General features: G+C 56.3%; 15 protein-coding genes and 2 pseudogenes. 7 read left to right on the top strand and 10 right to left on the bottom strand.

Going from position 1 to position 20,327, the window contains the following annotated elements; translation table 11 throughout:
* Nucleotides 1–2 precede the first annotated feature (2 nt).
* From CWM53_RS10765 to CWM53_RS10775, 3 genes are all read right to left on the bottom strand, one after another.
* On the bottom strand, nt 3–437 hold the full coding sequence (locus CWM53_RS10765) for a protein tyrosine phosphatase (protein ID WP_072199778.1): 435 nt from the start codon (nt 435–437) through the stop codon (nt 3–5).
* Nucleotides 437–1,573 carry a polysaccharide export protein gene (locus CWM53_RS10770; protein ID WP_032740100.1) on the bottom strand — a complete coding sequence of 379 codons (1,137 nt, stop codon included), beginning with the start codon at nt 1,571–1,573 and terminating at the stop codon, nt 437–439. Before CWM53_RS10770 ends, CWM53_RS10765 begins: the two co-directional genes overlap by 1 nt.
* 145 nt (nt 1,574–1,718) lie before the next feature.
* Complete coding sequence (locus CWM53_RS10775) at nt 1,719–3,152, bottom strand: capsule assembly Wzi family protein (protein WP_032740101.1); 1,434 nt, start codon at nt 3,150–3,152, stop codon at nt 1,719–1,721.
* A gap of 330 nt (nt 3,153–3,482) precedes the next feature.
* Between CWM53_RS10775 and CWM53_RS32360 the strand changes: the two are divergent.
* Nucleotides 3,483–3,566: pseudogene (locus tag CWM53_RS32360) on the top strand (hypothetical protein); the annotation flags it as partial.
* Nucleotides 3,567–4,111: 545 nt separating this feature from the next.
* On the opposite strand, the gene CWM53_RS10780 reads toward CWM53_RS32360, so the two are convergent.
* Together CWM53_RS10780 and galF are read right to left on the bottom strand one after the other, a co-directional pair.
* Complete coding sequence (locus CWM53_RS10780; RefSeq protein WP_100729448.1) at nt 4,112–4,741, bottom strand: phosphatase PAP2 family protein; 630 nt, start codon at nt 4,739–4,741, stop codon at nt 4,112–4,114.
* A gap of 315 nt (nt 4,742–5,056) precedes the next feature.
* A pseudogene (galF, locus tag CWM53_RS10785) lies at nt 5,057–6,030 on the bottom strand (GalU regulator GalF).
* 770 nt (nt 6,031–6,800) lie between these two features.
* On the opposite strand from galF, the gene CWM53_RS10790 reads away from it, so the two are divergent.
* Nucleotides 6,801–8,384: a TerC family protein gene (locus tag CWM53_RS10790; protein WP_100729449.1), complete on the top strand. Its 1,584-nt coding sequence runs from the start codon at nt 6,801–6,803 to the stop codon at nt 8,382–8,384.
* A gap of 739 nt (nt 8,385–9,123) precedes the next feature.
* Here CWM53_RS10790 and asmA read toward each other — a convergent pair.
* The 4 genes from asmA to alkA form a co-directional block, all read right to left on the bottom strand.
* Nucleotides 9,124–10,971 carry an outer membrane assembly protein AsmA gene (gene asmA, locus CWM53_RS10795; RefSeq protein WP_100729450.1) on the bottom strand — a complete coding sequence of 616 codons (1,848 nt, stop codon included), beginning with the start codon at nt 10,969–10,971 and terminating at the stop codon, nt 9,124–9,126.
* A gap of 30 nt (nt 10,972–11,001) precedes the next feature.
* Nucleotides 11,002–11,583, bottom strand: coding sequence for a dCTP deaminase (gene dcd / locus CWM53_RS10800; RefSeq protein ID WP_004151145.1), 582 nt, complete (start codon nt 11,581–11,583; stop codon nt 11,002–11,004).
* Between the two features lie 90 nt (nt 11,584–11,673).
* Nucleotides 11,674–12,315 (bottom strand): uridine kinase, encoded by a 642-nt coding sequence (udk, locus tag CWM53_RS10805; protein ID WP_002912442.1) that lies wholly within the window; start codon nt 12,313–12,315, stop codon nt 11,674–11,676.
* 114 nt (nt 12,316–12,429) lie between these two features.
* Nucleotides 12,430–13,278 (bottom strand): DNA-3-methyladenine glycosylase 2, encoded by an 849-nt coding sequence (gene alkA / locus CWM53_RS10810; RefSeq protein WP_100729451.1) that lies wholly within the window; start codon nt 13,276–13,278, stop codon nt 12,430–12,432.
* Nucleotides 13,279–13,415: 137 nt separating this feature from the next.
* On the opposite strand from alkA, the gene yegD reads away from it, so the two are divergent.
* From yegD to CWM53_RS10830, 5 genes are all read left to right on the top strand, one after another.
* On the top strand, nt 13,416–14,768 hold the full coding sequence (gene yegD, locus CWM53_RS10815) for a molecular chaperone (RefSeq protein WP_100729452.1): 1,353 nt from the start codon (nt 13,416–13,418) through the stop codon (nt 14,766–14,768).
* 289 nt (nt 14,769–15,057) lie between these two features.
* Nucleotides 15,058–16,914, top strand: coding sequence for a sensor histidine kinase (locus CWM53_RS10820; RefSeq protein WP_100729551.1), 1,857 nt, complete (start codon nt 15,058–15,060; stop codon nt 16,912–16,914).
* Between the two features lie 14 nt (nt 16,915–16,928).
* On the top strand, nt 16,929–17,630 hold the full coding sequence (locus CWM53_RS10825; protein ID WP_012541069.1) for a response regulator transcription factor: 702 nt from the start codon (nt 16,929–16,931) through the stop codon (nt 17,628–17,630).
* A 237-nt stretch (nt 17,631–17,867) separates the two neighbouring features.
* Nucleotides 17,868–18,008 carry a small membrane protein gene (locus tag CWM53_RS30985; RefSeq protein WP_046621842.1) on the top strand — a complete coding sequence of 47 codons (141 nt, stop codon included), beginning with the start codon at nt 17,868–17,870 and terminating at the stop codon, nt 18,006–18,008.
* 115 nt (nt 18,009–18,123) lie between these two features.
* Nucleotides 18,124–18,735, top strand: coding sequence for a helix-turn-helix transcriptional regulator (locus tag CWM53_RS10830; protein WP_023297970.1), 612 nt, complete (start codon nt 18,124–18,126; stop codon nt 18,733–18,735).
* Nucleotides 18,736–19,010: 275 nt separating this feature from the next.
* Here CWM53_RS10830 and CWM53_RS10835 read toward each other — a convergent pair whose 3' ends face one another.
* The gene (locus CWM53_RS10835) at nt 19,011–20,285 is read right to left on the bottom strand and encodes a dicarboxylate/amino acid:cation symporter (RefSeq protein WP_008804082.1); all 1,275 of its coding nucleotides are present in this window, start codon (nt 20,283–20,285) and stop codon (nt 19,011–19,013) included.
* Nucleotides 20,286–20,327: the final 42 nt, after the last annotated feature.

Consider the following 20,327-nt stretch of genomic DNA (forward strand, 5'->3'; position numbering starts at 1 on the left):
ATTTATGCACTTAGTTTTTGAGCCCAAAGTTTACCTGCTTGCTCAATAAGTTTATATACTGATAAGAAAGCCTCGTCACTTTTACGGTAAGGGTCAGGGATCTCTCTTTGATTGAGCCAATGTCCGAATAGCATGGTTTTTCCTCTGAGTTCTGGTGCAATCCGTCCAACCTCTTCGAGATGGTGTTTTTCCATAACCAATATCAAATCATACTGACGCCCAAGTGCAGAGGTAAATTGTCTGCCTTTATGCCCAGCCAGTGATAACCCATATGCTCCAGCAACTTTTATAGCGCTTTCATCTGCAGAATGTGCAATTAAAGCCCCTGTCCCAGCTGAATCGATTTTCCTATCTGGTAACAAATTCTGTAAAAAACGCTCTGCAATTGGTGAGCGACATATGTTTCCCGTACAAACGACAAGAATAGAGTCAAACATTATTTCATATCCTTGACAAACTTAACGGTTTCAGTCATATCATGTACACCAGTAATTGTCGGCACTAACTGTGAAATTACGCGATTCCAACGTACTAGCGGTGCAGTAGTCACATATACAATGTCATAAGGTTGTAACTGAAATTCGGTGCCGAGCACCATTGCCGACGCATCCTGTGCATTCAATTGATAAATATTTGCTATTTTACCTTGCTTATCACCTTTCAATTGGCGAATAACAAAAACACCTGTAGCATCGCTGAAAGCCTGCGACATGCCTTCAGCATTCCCCAAAGCTTCTGCCAGGGTCATACCACTGCGATCCATTTTCATCGTGCTTTGTTTACCAACCTCTCCCATCACGAATACTTTAAGATCGTCATTACGGGGTACAAACAGAATATCCCCTGGATACAGCAAGCGGTTTTCTGTCAAATCACCTTTCTGCATAAGGGCATATAGTGAGATTTTGGTGTCCTTACCATTATGCGTTAGCACCACATTGCGCCAGTCAGCGTCTTCTGATAAACCACCTGCAGCATTGATTGCATCCATTACAGTTAACGGAATATTTGTAATCGGTTGCTGTCCTGATTTAGCAACTTCGCCAGTCACATAGGCTTTTTGCGAGCGGAATGCAGCAATACTTACATCAACCTGAGGGCTTTCAATATAAGTGGTCAAACGGCTGGCTATATCCTGGCGTACCTGGCTAAGCGTTTTCCCCGCCACCTGTACTTTACCGATATAAGGATAGAAAATGGTACCGTCGGAGTTAACCCAGTTACCGGTGTCGCTGGCGCTACGATATTGGCCTGCAGGTGTAGTGAGCTCTGGGTGGTCCCATACGGTAACCATCAACACATCGCCAACTCCAATGCGATATTCATAACTTCTGAGTAAATTATCAAGCTGTGGGTTTGGACGAGCCAGTACACTTTCCGGGCGAAGCTGATCGATCAGCCCCGGCGTCATGGGATACACATTAACCAGTTTATCCAGATCGTAGTCGCTGTCCGGCAGCTCAACCACGTTCTTCCGCAGACTATTTAACCCTTGACCGGGGATAATCGTACAACCCGATAAAAACCCAATTGCCAACGCTAATGCCGAAAATCTAACAAGTTTTTTCTTCATAATGTCACATCATCAGTAAATCAAAATTTGCCAATTCCTGAGCAGCTGTCATAGCCGTTGCTTCCCTGCCGGCTTATGGAGAGAGAAAAGCTTACTGCGTCCTGCAGCGCTACCACCCTCTATCCCCTGTTTTCAGCATTCAGCCTTATAAACTAAACGGTATTTCTATCCCTGCGCTGGCCCCAACGTCATCGCTGTCGCTGTTGTTTGCGTTGGTGTACCACAGTGAAGTATTCAACCGGACCGACTGATAAACATCCCCGCTCCAGCCAAGCTGTACTCCTTTCAAGGTATCAGCATGAGGGAATGCTTTGTTGATCGACTGATTCTCCGGGTTAACTTTGGCGTATACCAGACGTGTACTCCAGCGTTGGTTATCCTCTGTAATAAGCTCGACTTTTCCTGCGATGAGCTGACCATCTCCGCCCATTGCATCGCCCAGCGGATAGCCCTGCTGATAATATCCATCAGTATAGATATGATGATTATAACTGTAATTGGTCCGGCTCATATTGGTGCGCGTATCATGCGCTTCCAGGTACCAGTTCACAGCATCCTTACCCCAGCCGTGGTGGCCTTCCACACCGCCCAGATACATATTGGCCGAAGGCAGATAACCTGACTCATCCTCACCGATCATTTGTCCGTAGAAGCTCACCGGCCAGCCCAAAGTTGGCTCTAGTTTGAATTTAAAGTCAAATCCGGCCAACTGGTTCCCCGGCTCGTTATCCGTTCCGGTATTGTCTTTCCCTGTAAAGCCATCCCAGAAGCTGCTGAAGGATTGCGGCCGCCCTTCCCCGCCCCACTGCATAATGCGCGACGCGCCTAATTCTAAAGACTGGAACGGCGTGAAGGTGAAACGACCACCAATAATTTTAGCATGGGGTACTGCGGTATATTGATTCATCTGGCTGGCGGAGATCTGGTACTGCCATGGACCCACCCAGCGCAGCCACCAGGTTTCCGGTGCCGCCTGCTCGGCTCGCTGCATCAGGAAACCGGTCATCGGTCGCATCGCATCCCCGCGGATCAGGCTTCCTTCATACCCCGGCCCCCACCACTGCGGAACCTGACCAAAAGAGAGCCACTGGTTCCAGAACTTCACCGCGCCGTAGGCACCGTTGGCGTTGAAACGCGATCCGTTACTGATCCGCTCCCCCCCTTCGACGTTACCCTGAAGGTGGACATCCCACCATTCGCCGCTGTTGTTAAACGCCAGGCCTAACGAGTTATCTGCCGGCTGCGTCTGGCCAAACCCCTGCGGGGTGCCCGGCTGGTCGGTTGAGGTGTAGCCGGTGACCCGGAAATCAGCTTTTAAAGCAGACAGTCGCTGGTTGATACGGGCCAGGACCACTTGTTCAGAAGAATAGGACGGTTTGGCCTTTTTTAGCGCCCGGGCGATCTCTTCCTGGCTTAGCGGCCAGGTTGACAGGCTCAGATGGATGACCCCGCGATCGGAAAGCCAGGCAAGGTCGTTACGCAGATCATTATCATTTACTACTAACCCGGCCGCGTAAGCCTGGGCTCCCAGTGAGGAAAGCAAGCCCAGCGTCACGGCAATGCGCGCAATTTTTATCATTGTACAAGATCCATTTTCAGCCCCGCTGTCGTATCTCAATGAGAATGAGGGGAATACCAAGATAGAAAGCGCTCGCGGCACCAGCTGACTTCACTGTGCAACACCGGCGAGGCAAGTACAGTTACCCTAAGCTGCTTGTCACCCTTATAACATCCACCCAGCTCACAATGTAGGCGAATTTTACCGTACAGGCTATCGATGAGACGGGAAAGTTGGTGTACAGGTGATATTAGCAACCGCTCCTGACCCCTTTATGAGGATATCTGATGAGCATGATAGATATCTTATGGCGTTAATCACCCAAAGTGCTTCGATTTTTAGAGACGTTCAGAGAAGGTATTTTGTGCAGCAGCACGTGGTTTCAGCGACGCTACCGCCCCTGGCTTAACAGCTACCAGCGCACTGACTACCTGAACGGCGTATTTAATCGGCCTGTGGGTGATAAATTGGTCAGGCCTTTATTTTTGGCGGCGTTAAGTCTACGGGATTTCGGTCACAATTGGGAGTCTTGCTGCCGAATATCTGCCAATTAATCCCATCCGCTGTTTTATTGGCGAAAAATAAGCGGCTCGCCAATAAAGATTATTTATTGTTCTCAACTATCGAACATCTGCCTGGCGCTGCCACACCAGCACAGATACAGCTAACCATTTGAAAAAACTACAATTTCTCGCGACACTGACGTCATTCTAAAATCAGATGATGTCGCCATAGTCAACTACAATTTCTAATAGTTTCTCGTTGCTGGGTTATTCATCCAACGTGGAACAGGTGCTTTCTGAACGCATTTAAGAAACGTCTGACCACGGCTATATCCAGGCAAATTGACAATAACAATGTAGTAGCACTGCGTTATTTCATAAATATGAATTATCAATTACCTGGCATATAGTAGATTATTTTCTTATTTGTCTAATTAACCGGCGAAAACTTAATTTCCCCTGTAAAACAAATGGCAATTACCAGGCCTGCTTATGCAGATCAGTTCGAGTAAAAGGTTTATCCAGCGGCCCCACCGCGGTGGCGATTTGCCCCAGCAGGGACTGAGTCGGCGCTTTACTGCCGCTATGCAACAGGATAAGCGGGACCATCACCAGGCACGCGACACCGCCCCAGGAAATACTCACGCTTTCTGGATGGGTGGTACGTTTTTGCAGCAGCAGGAACAAAGCGCTGCCAGCAGCACCGAGCAGCAGGCCAGCGATCACTTCCGAGACGGAATGCGCATGGATGGCCAGTCGTGAATACCCCACTACTGCGGCCAGAATATAGCCGGTGGCGACGGCTGCTTTTTGCAGCCCCGCGGAGAAACGGGCACTGAGCAGCCATAAGAAGATAGGCCAGAAGGCTGCGGAGAGCGCTGAGTGGCCGCTGAAGCCGGTGTAATCCAGCTCGCGAATGCCCAGACCCCAGCCCATAAAGGCCAGTTTGGAGGCGCAGACGATGGCGCCGGTGATGCCGAACAGCAAACTCCACTGCCACGCCAGCAACCGCGACGTTTTACGCAGTATCAGGACAATAAACAACGCCGCTGCGCTGGGCAGCAAAACGGTGCTATCGCCAAAAAATGAGATGAGTTGCCAGTTCATATACCTGTGATCCTTCGATGATGTCCACTGCCGTGCTCAGGGATTATCCGTAATGTCTGTACCAGCTCGCATGCCAATTCATTTCACATTTTTATGCATGCAAGTGAGATGTTTAAAGCGGAAACATGATCGCAGTCAAGTTTTATTTTTGGCTGACGTTGACCGCTTTCCCTGCGCTTTAGGAATTGTCGCACTAAGTGACTATTCACAAAGCATTATTGCCGCTACTCCGACCATTGCACCACAGAGGCCAGAGACAAACTACCAGAAGTCTCCGAAGCCATACGTTTCTTTACAATCGTTATAACATTCACGTTATGAATAATTTCTGCATAACGTTATGAGCGGCGTGGCGAAAGCCTTTGCCCTGCCGCTCATCTTCACACCAGCTGTCAGGCCAGCAGTTTTTTAATGCTTTCGCGGAATTTGGCGCCTTCTTTCAGGTTACGCATTCCGTAGGTGACGAAGGCCTGCATGTAGCCCATTTTTTTACCGCAGTCATAGCTTTCGCCGGTCATCAGCATCGCGTCAACGGACTGCTTCTTCGCCAGTTCGGCAATGGCGTCGGTTAGCTGGATACGGCCCCAGGCGCCTGGCTCGGTACGTTCCAGTTCGGCCCAGATATCTGCCGACAGCACGTAGCGGCCCACCGCCATCAGGTCGGAGTCCAGAGTCTGCGGTTCGTCCGGTTTTTCAATAAACTCGACGATACGCGCCACCTGCCCTTCGGCCACCATCGGCTCTTTGGTCTGGATCACGGAATATTCGGAGAGGTCCCCCGGCATGCGTTTCGCCAGCACCTGGCTGCGGCCGGTCTCGTTAAAGCGGGCGACCATAGCGGCGAGGTTATAGCGCAGCGGGTCTGCGGTGCCACCGTCGAGAATGATATCCGGCAGCACTACGACAAACGGGTTGTCCCCGACTACCGGGCGGGCGCAGAGAATGGAGTGGCCCAGACCCAGCGGCTGTGCCTGGCGCACGTTCATGATGGTTACGCCCGGCGGGCAAATGGCCTGGACTTCCGCCAGCAGCTGGCGCTTCACACGCTGCTCAAGCAGGGCTTCCAGCTCGTAGGAGGTATCAAAGTGGTTTTCCACCGCATTCTTCGAGGAGTGCGTCACCAGGACAATCTCTTTGATCCCGGCGGCGACGATTTCGTCAACAATGTACTGAATCATTGGCTTATCAACGATCGGCAGCATCTCCTTAGGAATTGCCTTTGTGGCCGGCAGCATATGCATGCCTAGTCCTGCGACCGGAATAACCGCTTTCAAATTCGCCATATTCATCTTCACCTGTTTGGTTGCAAAACACGCAGCTTTGCAAAATTGTACATGTCACAAATCCATTGGAACTGATAATACACGGATACTGCTCGGGCATCTGCCCGCCAAATTCTTAAATTCACTGTCACCTAAAAGAATACACACAACTTTCTTTTATCAACAGGTCGAAGTGAGAATAATCTTATTCTCCATCAGGTTATTCAGCGGCCCGCTTCCCTGCACAGCGCGATGTCGCCGCGAGGCCCGTACATCGCGGCCTTTGGCACGCAGCCCCTGCCAGCTGCATGCTGCGGCGTTCATATGTCCGGAAAGAATAGATATAGATAATTAATTTCGCCAGGCAATATATTTCAGCATAAACAGCCAGATATGGCAGGATAATAACCGTATACCACGGCAGGGTACTGCGATCGGCGCTATTCTGCGCTCACTTCATGATATGAATTATGCCGATTTTGTGAGCGGGCTTCGCACTTCACGCGAGGATGAGGAAGGGTACCTACCGTGGTGAATGACGGGACTGTCCGCGCTTTTGCGCCGGGCAAAACGCAGCGGGTGGTGGTTCTGATATCAGCAAGCTTATTCCAGCGCGTTCCGCCATATTGTTATTTTTCCGCTGATCTTTTCTGGAACATAATTCTTATCTGTTCACCTAATTTGCTGGAAATATATCCACCTCCGGCGGAGTGATATCCGCGTCGTTATTGCATTTTAGACTCATCTTATCCATGATCGTGGTAACACATACCGCAGTCGTACAGGTTTTAATACATATGGAATGGATTGCCGATCCGTCAATCTGGGCAGGTCTCGTCACGCTGGTGGTTATCGAACTGGTGTTGGGTATCGATAACCTGGTTTTCATCGCTATCCTCGCCGAAAAGCTGCCGCCCGCTCAGCGCGACCGCGCTCGTATCACCGGTCTGCTGCTGGCGATGGTGATGCGTCTGCTGCTGCTGGCCTCTATCTCCTGGCTGGTGACCCTGACCAAACCGCTGATTGTTTTTCACGACTTCAGCTTCAGCGCCCGCGATTTAATTATGCTGTTCGGCGGCTTATTCCTGCTGTTTAAAGCCACCGTCGAACTCAACGAACGGCTGGAGGGGAAGGACAGCGATAATCCCACCCAGCGCAGAGGGGCGAAATTCTGGGCCGTGGTGGCGCAGATCGTGGTGCTCGATGCCATCTTCTCGCTCGACTCGGTGATCACCGCCGTCGGCATGGTCGACCACCTGGCGGTGATGATGGCCGCGGTGATCATCGCTATCAGCCTGATGCTGATGGCCAGCAAGGCCCTGACGCGCTTCGTTAACAGCCACCCGACCATCGTCATCCTCTGTCTGAGCTTCCTGCTGATGATCGGCTTCAGCCTGATTGCTGAAGGCTTCAGCTTCATTATTCCGAAAGGCTATCTGTACGCGGCAATTGGCTTCTCGGTCATGATTGAAGCCCTTAACCAGCTGGCGCTGTTTAACCGCCGTCGCTTCCTCTCCGCCAATCTGACGCTGCGTCAGCGCACCACCGAGGCGGTGATGAACCTGCTGAGCGGCCAGAAAGAAAAAGCTGAACTGGATGCTGACACGGCGTCGCTGGTCGCCGATCAGGACCATCATCCGCTGTTTAATCCGCAGGAACGGTTGATGATTGAGCGGGTGCTGAACCTTAATCAGCGCAGCGTCAGCAGCATTATGACGTCGCGCCATGATATCGAACGCATCAACCTCAGCGCACCCGAGGAAGAGATCCGCAGCCTGGTGGAGAAAAATCAGCATACCCGGCTGGTGGTGACCGGCGGGAAAGATAATGAAGACCTGCTGGGGGTGGTTCACGTTATCGACCTGCTCCAGCAGTCCCTGCGCCAGGAGCCGTTGGATCTGCAGGCGCTGGTGCGGCAGCCGCTGGTCTTTCCGGAGGGGTTACCGCTCCTCTCCGCGCTTGAGCAGTTCCGTCAGGCCCGCACCCACTTCGCCTTTGTGGTCGATGAGTTTGGTTCCGTCGAGGGGATTGTAACCCTGAGTGACGTGATGGAGACCATCGCCGGTAATCTGCCTAACGAGGTGGAGGAGATCGACGCCCGGCACGATATTCAGCATCATCAGGACGGTTCGTGGACGGTTAACGGCCATATGCCGCTGGAGGATCTGGTGCAGTACGTTCCGCTGCCGCTGGATGATAAACGTGAGTACCACACCGTTGCCGGTCTGTTGATGGAGTATCTGCAGCATGTGCCGCAGGTGGGAGAAACCATTGAGATTGACGGCTATACCCTGCGCACGCTGCAGGTCGACAGCCATCGGGTGCAGAAGGTGCAGATCGTCCCGCCGGCAAAGCAGGATGAGCTGGATTATGAGGTGTAATCGCCAGGCATAAAACGGCCCGGGGTATCCCGGGCGGTGGGATGGATAATCAAACCCATGCCTGATGGCGCTGCGCTTATCAGGCCTACGGGATGGCAACACAAACCGGGGGATTACCCCACCGCACAACCCAGGCCGGGTCAGGCGTAGCCGCCACCCGGCATCATCGTGACATCACACTTTGACGACATTCTCACATCGCGGGGAATTGATGCTCTATACCTGCCACACTGCCTGATGGCGCTGCGCTTATCAGGCCTACATTAATTGGCGACGCAAGCCGATGATATTGCGCACATCCCAGGCCGGGTCAGGCGCAACCGCCATCCGGCATCAACGGGGCTCCACGCTTTGACGACATTCTCACATCGCGGGGAATTGATGCTCTACACCTGCCACACTGCCTGATGGCGCTTCGCTTATCAGGCCTACATTAAGTGGCGACTCAAGCTGATGATATTGCGCATATCCCAGGCCGGGTCAGGCGCAGCCGCCATCCGGCATCAACGGGGCACCACACTTTGACGACATTCTCTCATCACGGGGAATTGATGCTCTACACCTGCCACACTGCCTGATGGCGCTTCGCTTATCAGGCCTACATTAATTGGCGATGCAAGCCGATGATATTGCACAAAACGTAGGCCGGGTCAGGCGCAGCCGCCACCCGGCATCAACGAGGCTCCACCCTCTGACGACAATCTCACAGCCCGGAAGGCCCGGGCTGCGGTGATGGAGATTACAGCTTATCAAGCAGCTTTTTGGCGTCTTTGCTCTCTTTGCTGCCTTTATTACGCTCAACCCAGTCGTTGAGGCGCTGCTTCGCTTCATCCTGTAGCTGTTTCCGCAGGATCTGATCGACCTGCAGACTGTAGCTCAGCGACTGCCAGTCGCCGTAGATGCGCAGCGGGATGGCGGTCTGTTTCAGGCGGTCGATAAGTTTGCCCTCCCCTTTCCAGCCGCCGAGCACGCGCACGTTAAAGCGCATATCGCAGTTCTCTTTCTGCAGATCGAGCTGACCTTCGCCGGTCATCGCCATCATGTCGGACTGCCCCTGCAGGCGGTTCAGCGTCACCACCCCGTTATCCAGCGTCAGCTGGCTGCTCACGGAATCCAGGCGGGTGGCATTGTCATAATTCTCCTGCGCCCGCACGTTGGTGCTGCGCTCCACGGCCTGCTGCACCAGCTGCTGGAAGTTCAGCCCTTCGGTACGGGTATCGGCCATCTGGAGCTGAGCCTGCCCCTGCCAGTGACGACGGAAATCATCCGCGTCAATGCGTGTTCCGGAAAACTCGCCGGTCAGCGACAGCTTGCCGGTCAGGTTTAATGAATAGTTAAAGGCTTTGATCAGCGAACCGATCTCTACATTCTGCAGCGCCGGCTGGAACGTCGCCTGCGGCGTGTCGCCACGGGCATCCAGAGTGCCGGGGAGAGAGAGCTGCCCGCCGTCGAGGTTGCCCTGCATTTTGCTGACCGTCAGGAGCCCCTGCTGGTTGCTGATTTCGCTCTGCACCTGGGTGAAGTTCAGGCCGCGCCATTGCAGCTGGTCGGCGCTCAGGGCCATCCGGCCGTTAAAGCCGCGCAGGCTCTGGTAATCTTCGCGCTCATCGCTGTCGGCGATCACCGGACGCAGCGGTCGCGTCTGGCTCTGGGCCTGCTGGCTGGCACTGCTGTCCGTCGCTGGCGAGGAGGGTGCCAGCAGGCTGTCGAGATTCAGGGTGGTCGCGTGGAGATCCAGCGACCAGTCCGGGCGATCCCCCAGCACCACGCTGCCGTTGCCGGTAAGGGTGCTGCCGCTGGCCATCAGATTCAGGTTGTCAAAGCGCAGGGTTTTGCCATCTTCCTGCCAGCTGGCCTGCAGACTGCCCTGGCCATTAATGCCATCAGGGGGCAGCTCGGCGCCGCGCAGCTGCCAGCTTAGCTGGCTAAAGTCGGCTTTTAAGGAGTGGGGATAGTCGCCGCCCTGCACGGTAGCGGAGAAGTTGAGTGCCAGGTCGCGCTGGTCGCGGTTGATCCGACCGGAGAAGTCGACGGTGGCCCGGTGATTCTCATCCTGCTCCATTTGCAGGCGGATATCGCGCACGGTCACCTGCTCGCCGTTCTCATGCTGGAAGAAGAGCACGCTGTCGGCCACCTGCAGCTGGCGCACGTCGTAGGACCATCCGCGGTCCTCCGGGGCCTGCGGCAGGGTGTTGTCATGCGGTACCACCGGCGCAGCGCTATCGCGAACCGCCTCGGTTTTCGGGGTCAGCTGGATCACCGCGCCCTTGAGCATCACCTGCTTCACCTGCAGCTGATGCGAGAGCAGTGGCAGCAGCGCCACGTCGAGGCGCATGTTGTCGGCGCGGATCACCGGCTCTTCGGCGCCCCGAGCGGTCAGCGTCATGCGTCCGCTGAGAATGCTGAGCTGCGGCCAGACGTGCCAGCGCAGCGGGCCATCGAGTTCAAGCTGATAACCGCTGCGCTCTGCCACCTCATGCACCATATAGGCGCGAAAATCGTTGGGATTGACCAGCAATACCAACGAGGTAAGCCCGGCGACAATGACCGCCAGCAGGATCATCAGCGTTGTCAGTATTCGTCTCATGGCACCCTCTGCAACACCCCGTTGACGTTATCAATCCTTGTCGATTCTGCTCGCCACCGCGCCCTGCTGGTCGCGATATTTGGCGTCTTCACGGCGGTTATACGGCCGGGCCGCCGGGCCCGATAATGGCTCAAAGCTCAGCGCGCCGATAGGCATCCCCGGACGCAGCGCCAGCGGCAGTTTGCCGGAGTTGTAGAACTCAAGCACGATGCAGCCGGACCAGCCCGGGTCGATGCGGTGCGCGGTAACGTGCACCATCAGCCCCAGCCGCGCCAGTGAGGAGCGTCCGTCCAGCCAGCCCACCAGATCGGCTGGCAGGGTGACTGATTCATAGGTCACCGCCAGCGCCAGTTCGCCAGGATGCAGGAAAAAGGCCTCCCCTTCCGGCAGGACGATCTCTTCGCTCATCACGCGGTCCAGCGCGGCGCTGACCTCGGCCTTCGGTCCGCTTAAATCGATAAACGGCGCCGTGTGGCCGCGGAAGGTGCGGAATTTATTACCCAGCCGTACATCAACCGTCGCGCCATTAATACGCTCAACGGGTGGGCGCGGATTAATGGCGAGTCGCCCTTCATCCAACCAGGCTTCGATATCTCGGTCACACAGACGCATGGGCTTTCTCCTTATAAGGCTGCTTCCCGCACGCTTCGCGGCGGACAGGGCAATAGGGCTACTCTTTGCACGTTACACAATTCGGCCAGGTTATTCAAAGAACTGACTGATTTTGGCCTTCAGAATATCAATCGCGATGCGGTTTTTGCCGCCGCGCGGCACGATGATGTCGGCATACTGCTTCGACGGTTCAATAAACTGCAGGAACATCGGGCGCACGGTCTTCTGGTACTGGGCCATCACCGAGTCCATGGAGCGGCCGCGCTCGTTAACGTCGCGCTTAATACGGCGCATCAGGCAAATATCGAGCGGGGTGTCGACGAAAATAGAGAAGTTAAGCTCGTTACGCAGGCGCGCGTCGGTCAACAGCAGGATCCCTTCAAGAATGATCACCTTCTTCGGCTCGACGTGAATGGTGTTCGGCGTGCGGGTATGCTCGACGTAGCTATAGACCGGCAGTTCAATCGGCTGGCCGCTTTTCAGCATCTGCAGGTGCTGGAACAACAGACTGTGGTCCATTGAGCTCGGGTGGTCATAGTTGGTTTTGACGCGCTCTTCCATCGACAGATGACTTTGATCTTTGTAATAGCTGTCTTCCGGAATGACGCCAATATGTTCGTCGCCAACTTGTTCACGCAATTCGCGATAGAGAGTACTGGCAATAAGACTTTTGCCAGAAGCCGATGCGCCGGCGATACCTACAATGACGCACTGATGGGACATATCAGTCATAAATTTTTGCGACCTGATTAACCTGGATAGAGATGGAGGGTGGCGGCGGACCGCCAAACGCGGCAATTATAGGGATTTCAGCGCCCCGATACCAGTGGTATGCGCCCCGGACGGCTATTCCGCCGCCGGGATCCAGTCATCGGTATACCAGATATGCAACAGCGCATACGATCGCATCGGCTGCCAGCGGCGGGCATAGCGGGCGATGGCGGCCGGGGTCATTGCCGGAAAGCGCTGTTTAATCAGGTAATCATCCGGCAAAAAGATATCTTTCGCCTGCCAGCCGCGCAGAGCAAAGTAGTTTGCCGTCCAGCGGCCAATCCCGGGCAGGCTCTGCAGTTGACGCAGCCCGGCGTCGATGTCCGCTGGCGCGGTCAGGGGCAGCTCGCCGCTGAGCGCCGCCCGGGCGAGGTGGATCAGCGCCTCCGCGCGCCGAAGCGGCATTCCCAGCGCCTTCAGCGCCTGCGGGTCGGCCCGGGAAAGCGCCTCTGGCGTCGGGAATAACACATAGCCGGGCGCGTCCGCCAGCGGTTCGCCCCAGCCAGCCGCCACTTTGGCGGTGAGCCGGGCGGCCATCGCCACGCTCACCAGCTGGCCCAGCACCGCACGTACCGCCTGTTCGAAGGCATCCAGCGCCCCCGGCAGGCGCAGCCCCGGCCGCGCCTCAGCCAGAGAGCCCAACGCCCCGGCGACCTGCCGCGGATCGCAGGCTAAATCAAACAGCTGGCCAATTCGCGTATAGCAGATCTCCGCCACCGGTTGCAGCCCCGGGGAGAGGGTCACCCGCAGGCCCTGCGCCTCCTCGTCCGGCGCCAGATGAATCAGCCCGCGATGGCCTGCAGTGCCAAAGCTGCGGCTATAGCCTCCTTCATCAAAGCACTCGACGCCGGCGACGGCACGCGCCTGCAAAAAACCAACCATCCACGCCCAGTCGTAAGGCGGGGTCCAGGGTAACAACACCATAAGTTCTCCTTTATATAGCGTTTCAATGATAGTCGCCCTTGACCGTCAGCGCCTTGCTTTTAAATTCCAGTTGTCGCCATGGCGACGATCCGCTAAAGTCGCCCCCCTTCTTCACCGGCATGGGGATTTTGCAGACGATGTTTATTGGTTTTGACTACGGCACCGCCAACTGTTCGGTGGCCGTGATGCGGGAAAACACCCCTCAGCTGTTGACGCTGGAAAACGGCAGCGCGCTGCTGCCCTCGATGCTCTGTGCGCCAACGCGCGAAGCGGTCAGCGAGTGGCTCTATCGCCATCATGACGTTCCCACCCACAGCGATGAAAACCAGGCGCTGCTGCGCCGGGCCATTGCCGCCAACCGCGACGAAGACATCGAGGTGCTGCGCAACAGCGTGCAGTTCGGTCTCGCCTCGCTGCATCAGTATGTTGAAGATCCGGAAGAGGTCTACTTCGTTAAATCGCCAAAATCCTTCCTCGGCGCCAGCGGGCTGAAGCCGCAGCAGGTGGCCCTGTTTGAAGACCTGGTCTGCGCCATGATGCTGCACATCAAACTGCAGGCTGAGAGCCAGCTGCCCGAGCAGATCGACCAGGCGGTGATTGGCCGACCGATTAACTTCCAGGGCCTCGGCGGTGACGACGCGAACACCCAGGCGCAGGGGATCCTTGAGCGGGCAGCTCTCCGCGCCGGTTTCCGCGATGTGGTCTTCCAGTTTGAACCGGTTGCCGCCGGGCTCGATTTCGAAGCCACCCTCAATGAAGAAAAGCGGGTGCTGGTCGTCGATATCGGCGGTGGGACCACCGACTGTTCTTTGCTATTGATGGGCCCGCAGTGGCGGGAGCGCGCCGACCGCCAGCAGAGCCTGCTCGGCCACAGCGGCTGCCGCATCGGCGGTAACGACCTCGACATTGCCCTGGCCTTCAAATGCCTGATGCCCCTCCTCGGCATGGGCGGCGAAACGGAGAAAGGCACCGCGCTGCCGATCCTCCCGTGGTGGAACGCGGTGGCCATCAACGACGTGCCAGCGCAGAGCGATTTCTACAGCACCGCCAACGGCCGTCTGCTTAACGATCTGCTGCGCAGCGCCCGGGATGCCGACAAGGTGGCTCTGCTGCTGAAGGTCTGGCGCCAGCGTCTCAGCTATCGTCTGGTGCGCAGCGCCGAAGAGAGCAAAATCGCCCTCTCCAGCGCCGCCAGCGTTGAAACCGCGCTGCCGTTTATTCAGGACGAGCTGGCCACCGCCATCGCCCAGCAGGGTCTGGAAGCCGCGCTGGATCAACCGTTGACCCGCATTATGGAACAGGTGCAGCTCGCGCTCGACAGCAGCCAGACCACCCCGGACGTGATCTATCTTACCGGCGGCAGCGCCCGCTCACCGCTGATCAAAAAGGCGCTGGCCGCCCAGCTGCCGGGTATTCCGCTGGCCGGTGGCGATGATTTTGGCTCGGTAACCGCCGGGCTGGCCCGCTGGGCGCAGGTGGTTTTCCGTTAACCCCAGCCCACCGCCGCCGCGCAGCAGGTCTGTCCTGATCCTGCCGATGCAGATTACGCTGGAATATTCCTGGTCTCCCACGCAAAATGGCCTGTTCGTCCGGACAGGCCTGTCCACTCTTCCCCATTTCAGGGGGCGTATTATCCATACCGTAGCCAGATGTCTGCGGTCTGTATCGTTGGCATGCCGCAAGGGGGCGTGATTGAAAAGGGTGTCTGCGATCTTCGCAGCGGTCCGGCGTTGCCGGCCGCAGTTCCTGGCAGGCTGGCTGCTCAGCTGTGGATTACTCTTGCTGCTGGTCGCCCCACAGGCGCAGGCGGCGACGCGCCAGGTGGGCATTGATATTCCGGTCCAGTGGTACGCGGACGCCAGCGGCCAGATGACCATCGATCGCTTCGCCGCCCTGCCCACAGACCAGCTCGCCACCACCCGGCAGATCCCCTCCTTTGGTTATTCGCGAAAAACCTGGTGGCTGCGCAGCGAGCTGCCGGGAACGTGGTTTGCCGGGGAGCCGCGCTGGCTGCAGCTGGGCCCCTCTTTTGTCGACCATCTGACCATTTACTACCGACCTCTGGGCAGCGACGCCCCCTGGGAACAGCGCACCTTTGGCGACCGCGACGGCGCCCGCGAGAGCGATCTGCACTACCGGGAAAGCGTGCTGATTATCCCCCCGCCGCCAACCGCCGCCGGCTATGAGGTGGTCTTTCGCCTGCAGAGCACCAGCACTCTGATCCTGCTGGCCTCGCTCTCTTCGCCGCAGGAATTTGTACAACGGGCGACCGCCGACACCGCTTTCTGGAGCTTCTATTTCGGCCTGGCCGCCGTCGCCAGCGGCGTGGCGCTGTGGCTGGCGCTGGCCCTGCGCCGGCGTCTGCTGTGGGGCATCTGTCTTTTCTCGCTCAATTATCCGCTGGTGGCCGCCCTGCACGGCTTCCCGGAGTGGTTTTTCGGCCACGCGGCGCTGCCGTTCCAGGACTTCATGATCAGCAGCCTCTCTCTGTTCAGCTATGCCACCGCCCTCTGGCTGCACAGCGAGATTTTTGATTTGAAGAAGAATATGCCGCGGCTTCATCAACTACTGATCGCCGCGGTGGTCCTCAACCTGGTGCTGCAGGTCAGTATTCCGCTCGGGTTTTACGGCTTCGCGATGCAGATTGAAGGGGTGATCTTCATCATTATCACCCCGGTGCTGCTGTTCACCTCCTGGTGGCTGTGGCGCAAAAAAGCCATCGACCGTAACACCCTGCTGCTGGGTCTGCTACCGCCGTTCTACGTCGCCGCCGCGGTGCTGGTGCAGTTGTCTATCCACGGGATAATCCCGTTCCATATGGCGATCTATTCCCTCTGGCAGTATGCGCTGATCGTCCACATCATTACGGTGCTGATCATTGCCATCCTGCGGGTGCGCGCTGAAAACCGCCAGCTTGAGCAGAAGCAGCGCCTGGCGCGTGAGTTGCAGATTGAGCGTGAAGCCAGCTTCCATCAGCGGCAGTTTATGGGCATGGTAGCGCACGAATTCCGCACGCCGCTGGCGGTGATCCAGGCGGCGCTGGAGAATCTCCGCCTCTCGGCGGCCTCGGCCAGCCAGGAGGCGCGCTTCGATCGCATCGGGCGCGCCGCCACCCGTCTGGTGCAGCTCACCGATAACTGCCTTGCCGACGCCCGGCTCGCCTCCCACGACCTGCACGTCGATCGCCAGCAGACCGCCCTGTTGACGGTGATCAACATGGCCGCCTCGGTGGTGGCCATCTCCCACGACCATTACCTGAACATCCGCCATCACGGCGCGGTGGAAAGCCCGCAACTGCAGGCCGATGCCGGCCTGCTGTGCATCGCCATCGCCAATCTGCTGGATAACGCGGTGAAGTATTCGCCCCCCGGTGAAATCGCCATCGATATCCGCTCCGAAGCCGGGCATACCGAGCTGCGCATTCGCGACCACGGCCCGGGCCTGCCCGACGGGCAGGCGGAACTGATCTTTGAGCGCTACCGCCGCGGCGAGCACACGTCGCAGGTGCCGGGCGGCACCGGTCTCGGACTGTATGTTGCGCGTCAGATCGTGCAGGCTCATGATGGCAAACTGTGGCTGGCCGAGCATGGCCCGGACGGCTGCACCTTTATTCTCACCCTCCCGACAGTTGCTTAAGAGGAGAACGACGTATGGCTTTACGGCTGGCGATAATTGAAGATAACGCCGATCTGCTGGATGAACTGCTGGCCTGGCTGGGCTATCGCGGCTTCGAGGTGTGGGGCTCGCGCAGCGCCGAAGCCTTCTGGCGACAACTGCATAGCCATCCGGTGGACATCGTGCTGATTGATATCGGCCTGCCCGGGGAAGATGGCTTCAGCGTGCTGAGCTACCTGCATGAGCTGGGGCATTACGGTCTGGTGGTGGTCAGCGCCCGCGGCCAGCAGCAGGATAAACTGCAGGCGCTCAGCCTTGGGGCCGATGCTTACCTGATTAAGCCGGTTAACTTCGCCCACCTTGCGGAGACCCTCACCGCCCTTGGCGCCCGCCTGCAGCAGGATCGACCCGCCGCCCTTCCATCGGAGGCGCCCGGCACCGCGTCATCCGCCGCCACCGGACTGTGGCGTCTGCATGAGGATAAACTGATTTCTCCCGATGCCCGGACGCTGGAGTTAACCCAGCAGGAGTACCGTCTGGTGGAGCTGTTAATGCGCAATCGCAACGAGGTGTGCAGCAAGCTGGACCTCCATGCCTGCCTGTTTTCCCACGACAGCGAGCCTGACCTGCACCGCATCGACGTGGTGATTAGCCGCCTGCGCCATAAGGCGCGCCAGCAAGGGATCCACCTGCCCGTACGAGCGATCTTTGGCAAAGGACTGGCGTTTATTTCCTGATCGAAAGCGCGATCTGGCCGCTGCGCGGGGTGTGAATAACTCGCAAGTGTTAATTTTTCTCATTTTCTGAGAGAAATGAGAGGAATGAGACTGACGACGCGCTTAAGAACTTTCTTATAGTGCTAGCACATCAGGATGATGTCGTATGATTTTCAGTGGACAGGAAAACATATAACAAAACGTAATAGCCGTTCGCGGTAAATTCTGACACCATGCAGCACAAACAAGGTAAAAACGATGGCCATGCAAACGTGGTTAATATTATTGCTATGCATATTTTTCTTCAGCATCTCTGTATACAGTTTTATTTCCTATCTAAAAGACAGGAGACGGCAGAAGTTTACGTTTAACGATAAGCGTTCGACGCGTCGTAAATAATTCACTTTATAATAATTAAAAACGATTACAGGTACGTTTATAAAATCAACACACCGCATACGCCCGGAGGATTTGTCACAGCATGGCGTTATGTTTTGCATAAGGAAATAACGCCATGAGAAACATTAATGTCACCATCAATACCCGCAACACCTTTGTACGTGAATCGCTGGTGGCCATGGTTAATGATCTCTCCCGGGACGAGATGCGGGCCCGTTTCTCCTGGCGCAATAACGACCTGTCAGACGAAGATATTATTATATGCGAAGTGATCCCTGGTGAAATCTATCTGTGCAATACCCTGATTAAAAACAGAAAAAAAGGCAGCTCCCTGATTATCCTCCACAGCTACGACCAGCTGCCGGAAGACGATTTCATGATTAATTGCCTGAAAGGAGTCATTTTTGTCTCGCTGAAAACGGCCAGTATTCCACAGCTGCTGGCGATCATTAAAAGCGAACTACAGCATTGTATGGACCCGTCGGCCACTGACGCCACGAGCCGGGAACTGAGCTGCGCCAGCTGCCCGCATCGTGTCCTGTCGCGGTCGCAGACCGCTGTGGTGCACGGTATTCTTGAAGGGCTGGACATGAGTAAAATCGCCGCCCTGCAGCGGGTCAGTCCCCGCACCGCCGCTTACCATAAGAATAAGATTATGGAAAAATACAGCCTGAATAATAATCACGACTTTTTCCAGTTTATGAATCTGTTACGTGAGCGCTGGTAGGCAAATAGCGAACAGAAGAGAATAAGATATTCCCGTAGTGATATTGTCTGGAATCCGAAAATAGCCGCAGGATGCTAAAAAAGCGCCAGCGCTGCCGAACATAACGTTAAACTCTGACGCTTCCTCGGTATAAAGACGTTACCGCGCGTTTTTATATAAGAAAAAAGACTAGTTACGAGGAAAACTGATACTTCGTCACATTACCCCTGACGTGCCTGTCAGGGGTCTTTTTTTTCCGTGCGGAATGGCGCCCTTTGTGAAAGGGCGCGGCAGGATCAGGCTTCCGCTTTCTCGGCTTCCCAGTCCGGCTGTGCTTCCTCGTCGGTCAGCAGACCTTCGTTTTTCGACAGCATGGCGGTGGCGATGCCGTTACCCAACACGTTGATGGCGGAGCGCCCCATGTCGAGGAAATGGTCGATACCCATCAGCAGCAGGATCCCGGCAACCGGAATATTGAAGCTGGGGATCGTGGCCGCCAGCACCACCAGCGCCGAGCGCGGCACCCCGGCGATGCCTTTCGAGGCCAGCATCAGCGTCAGCATCATGACCGTAATCTCGCTAAAGCTCAGCGGTACGTTATAGGCCTGGGCGATAAACATCGCGGCGAAGGAGCAGTAGACCATCGAGCCCACGAGGTTGAACGAGTAGCCAATGGGCAGGACGAACGAGACGATATTGCGCGAGCAGCCAAACTTCACCAGCCGCTCAAGAGTCTTCGGATAGGCCGCTTCGGAGCTGCTGGTGGTAAACGCGACCAGCACCGGGTCCTTCAGCATGTTCAGCAGACGGAAGACCTCTTTCTTCAGCACCATATAACCAACGGCAATCAGCACCGCGCTGGTCAACAGCACCGCCAGGTAGTAACCGCCGATGAACGAAGCGTAGTTGAGCAAGATCCCCAGCCCCTGGGAGGCAATCACCGACGAAATGGCGGCGAAGATAGCCAGCGGCGCAACGTACATCACGTAGCCCGTCACCTTCAGCATAATGTGCGACACCACATTGAGGGCCGCCACCAGCGGGGCATTAAACTTCTCGCCCAGCGACGCGCCGGCGATGCCAAAGAACATCGAGAACACCACAATCTGCAGGATCTCGTTGTTGGCCATCGCCTCGGTGATGCTGGTGGGGATGGTATGCGACAGGAATCCTTTCAGGCTCATGCCGCTGACCGCCAGGCCGGTATCCACCGCCTCTTTCGGCACCGCCAGGTTTAACCCGGCGCCCGGGTGCTGGAAGGTGACGATCACCAGCCCGACGAGAATGGATAATACCGAGGAGGTGATGAACCACACCATCGCCTTCCCGCCTACCCGGCCAATGGTCGCCGTCTCGCCGAGACGCATAATGCCGACCGTCAGGGTGCTGAATACCAACGGCGCGATGACCATTTTGATCAACCGCAGAAACAGATCGGTCAGCAGCGTAATGTTGTCCGCCCAGGCGGAGATGGTGGTCGGCGTCGCGTAGGCATGGATAGCCGCGCCGGAGAGGATCCCCATCAGCATAAAAATGACGATGAAGAGCGTGAGTTTGTTTGCGTTTGCCACAGCAATGACCCCTGATTATTTAACACGTTGATTTTTAAGTGC

It is taken from the genome of Klebsiella sp. A-Nf5, assembly GCF_002810545.1.
GTDB classification, from domain to species: domain Bacteria; phylum Pseudomonadota; class Gammaproteobacteria; order Enterobacterales; family Enterobacteriaceae; genus Klebsiella; species Klebsiella variicola.

Bases quoted from the DNA above. Each gene is read 5' to 3' on its own strand.
- CWM53_RS10765 (WP_072199778.1), bottom strand. From the start codon at position 437: ATGTTTGACTCTATTCTTGTCGTTTGTACGGGAAACATATGTCGCTCA.
- CWM53_RS10770 (WP_032740100.1), bottom strand. From the start codon at position 1,573: ATGAAGAAAAAACTTGTTAGATTTTCGGCATTAGCGTTGGCAATTGGG.
- CWM53_RS10775 (WP_032740101.1), bottom strand. From the start codon at position 3,152: ATGATAAAAATTGCGCGCATTGCCGTGACGCTGGGCTTGCTTTCCTCA.
- CWM53_RS10780 (WP_100729448.1), bottom strand. From the start codon at position 4,741: ATGAACTGGCAACTCATCTCATTTTTTGGCGATAGCACCGTTTTGCTG.
- CWM53_RS10790 (WP_100729449.1), top strand. From the start codon at position 6,801: ATGGAATGGATTGCCGATCCGTCAATCTGGGCAGGTCTCGTCACGCTG.
- asmA (WP_100729450.1), bottom strand. From the start codon at position 10,971: ATGAGACGAATACTGACAACGCTGATGATCCTGCTGGCGGTCATTGTC.
- dcd (WP_004151145.1), bottom strand. From the start codon at position 11,583: ATGCGTCTGTGTGACCGAGATATCGAAGCCTGGTTGGATGAAGGGCGA.
- udk (WP_002912442.1), bottom strand. From the start codon at position 12,315: ATGACTGATATGTCCCATCAGTGCGTCATTGTAGGTATCGCCGGCGCA.
- alkA (WP_100729451.1), bottom strand. From the start codon at position 13,278: ATGGTGTTGTTACCCTGGACCCCGCCTTACGACTGGGCGTGGATGGTT.
- yegD (WP_100729452.1), top strand. From the start codon at position 13,416: ATGTTTATTGGTTTTGACTACGGCACCGCCAACTGTTCGGTGGCCGTG.
- CWM53_RS10825 (WP_012541069.1), top strand. From the start codon at position 16,929: ATGGCTTTACGGCTGGCGATAATTGAAGATAACGCCGATCTGCTGGAT.
- CWM53_RS30985 (WP_046621842.1), top strand. From the start codon at position 17,868: ATGGCCATGCAAACGTGGTTAATATTATTGCTATGCATATTTTTCTTC.
- CWM53_RS10830 (WP_023297970.1), top strand. From the start codon at position 18,124: ATGAGAAACATTAATGTCACCATCAATACCCGCAACACCTTTGTACGT.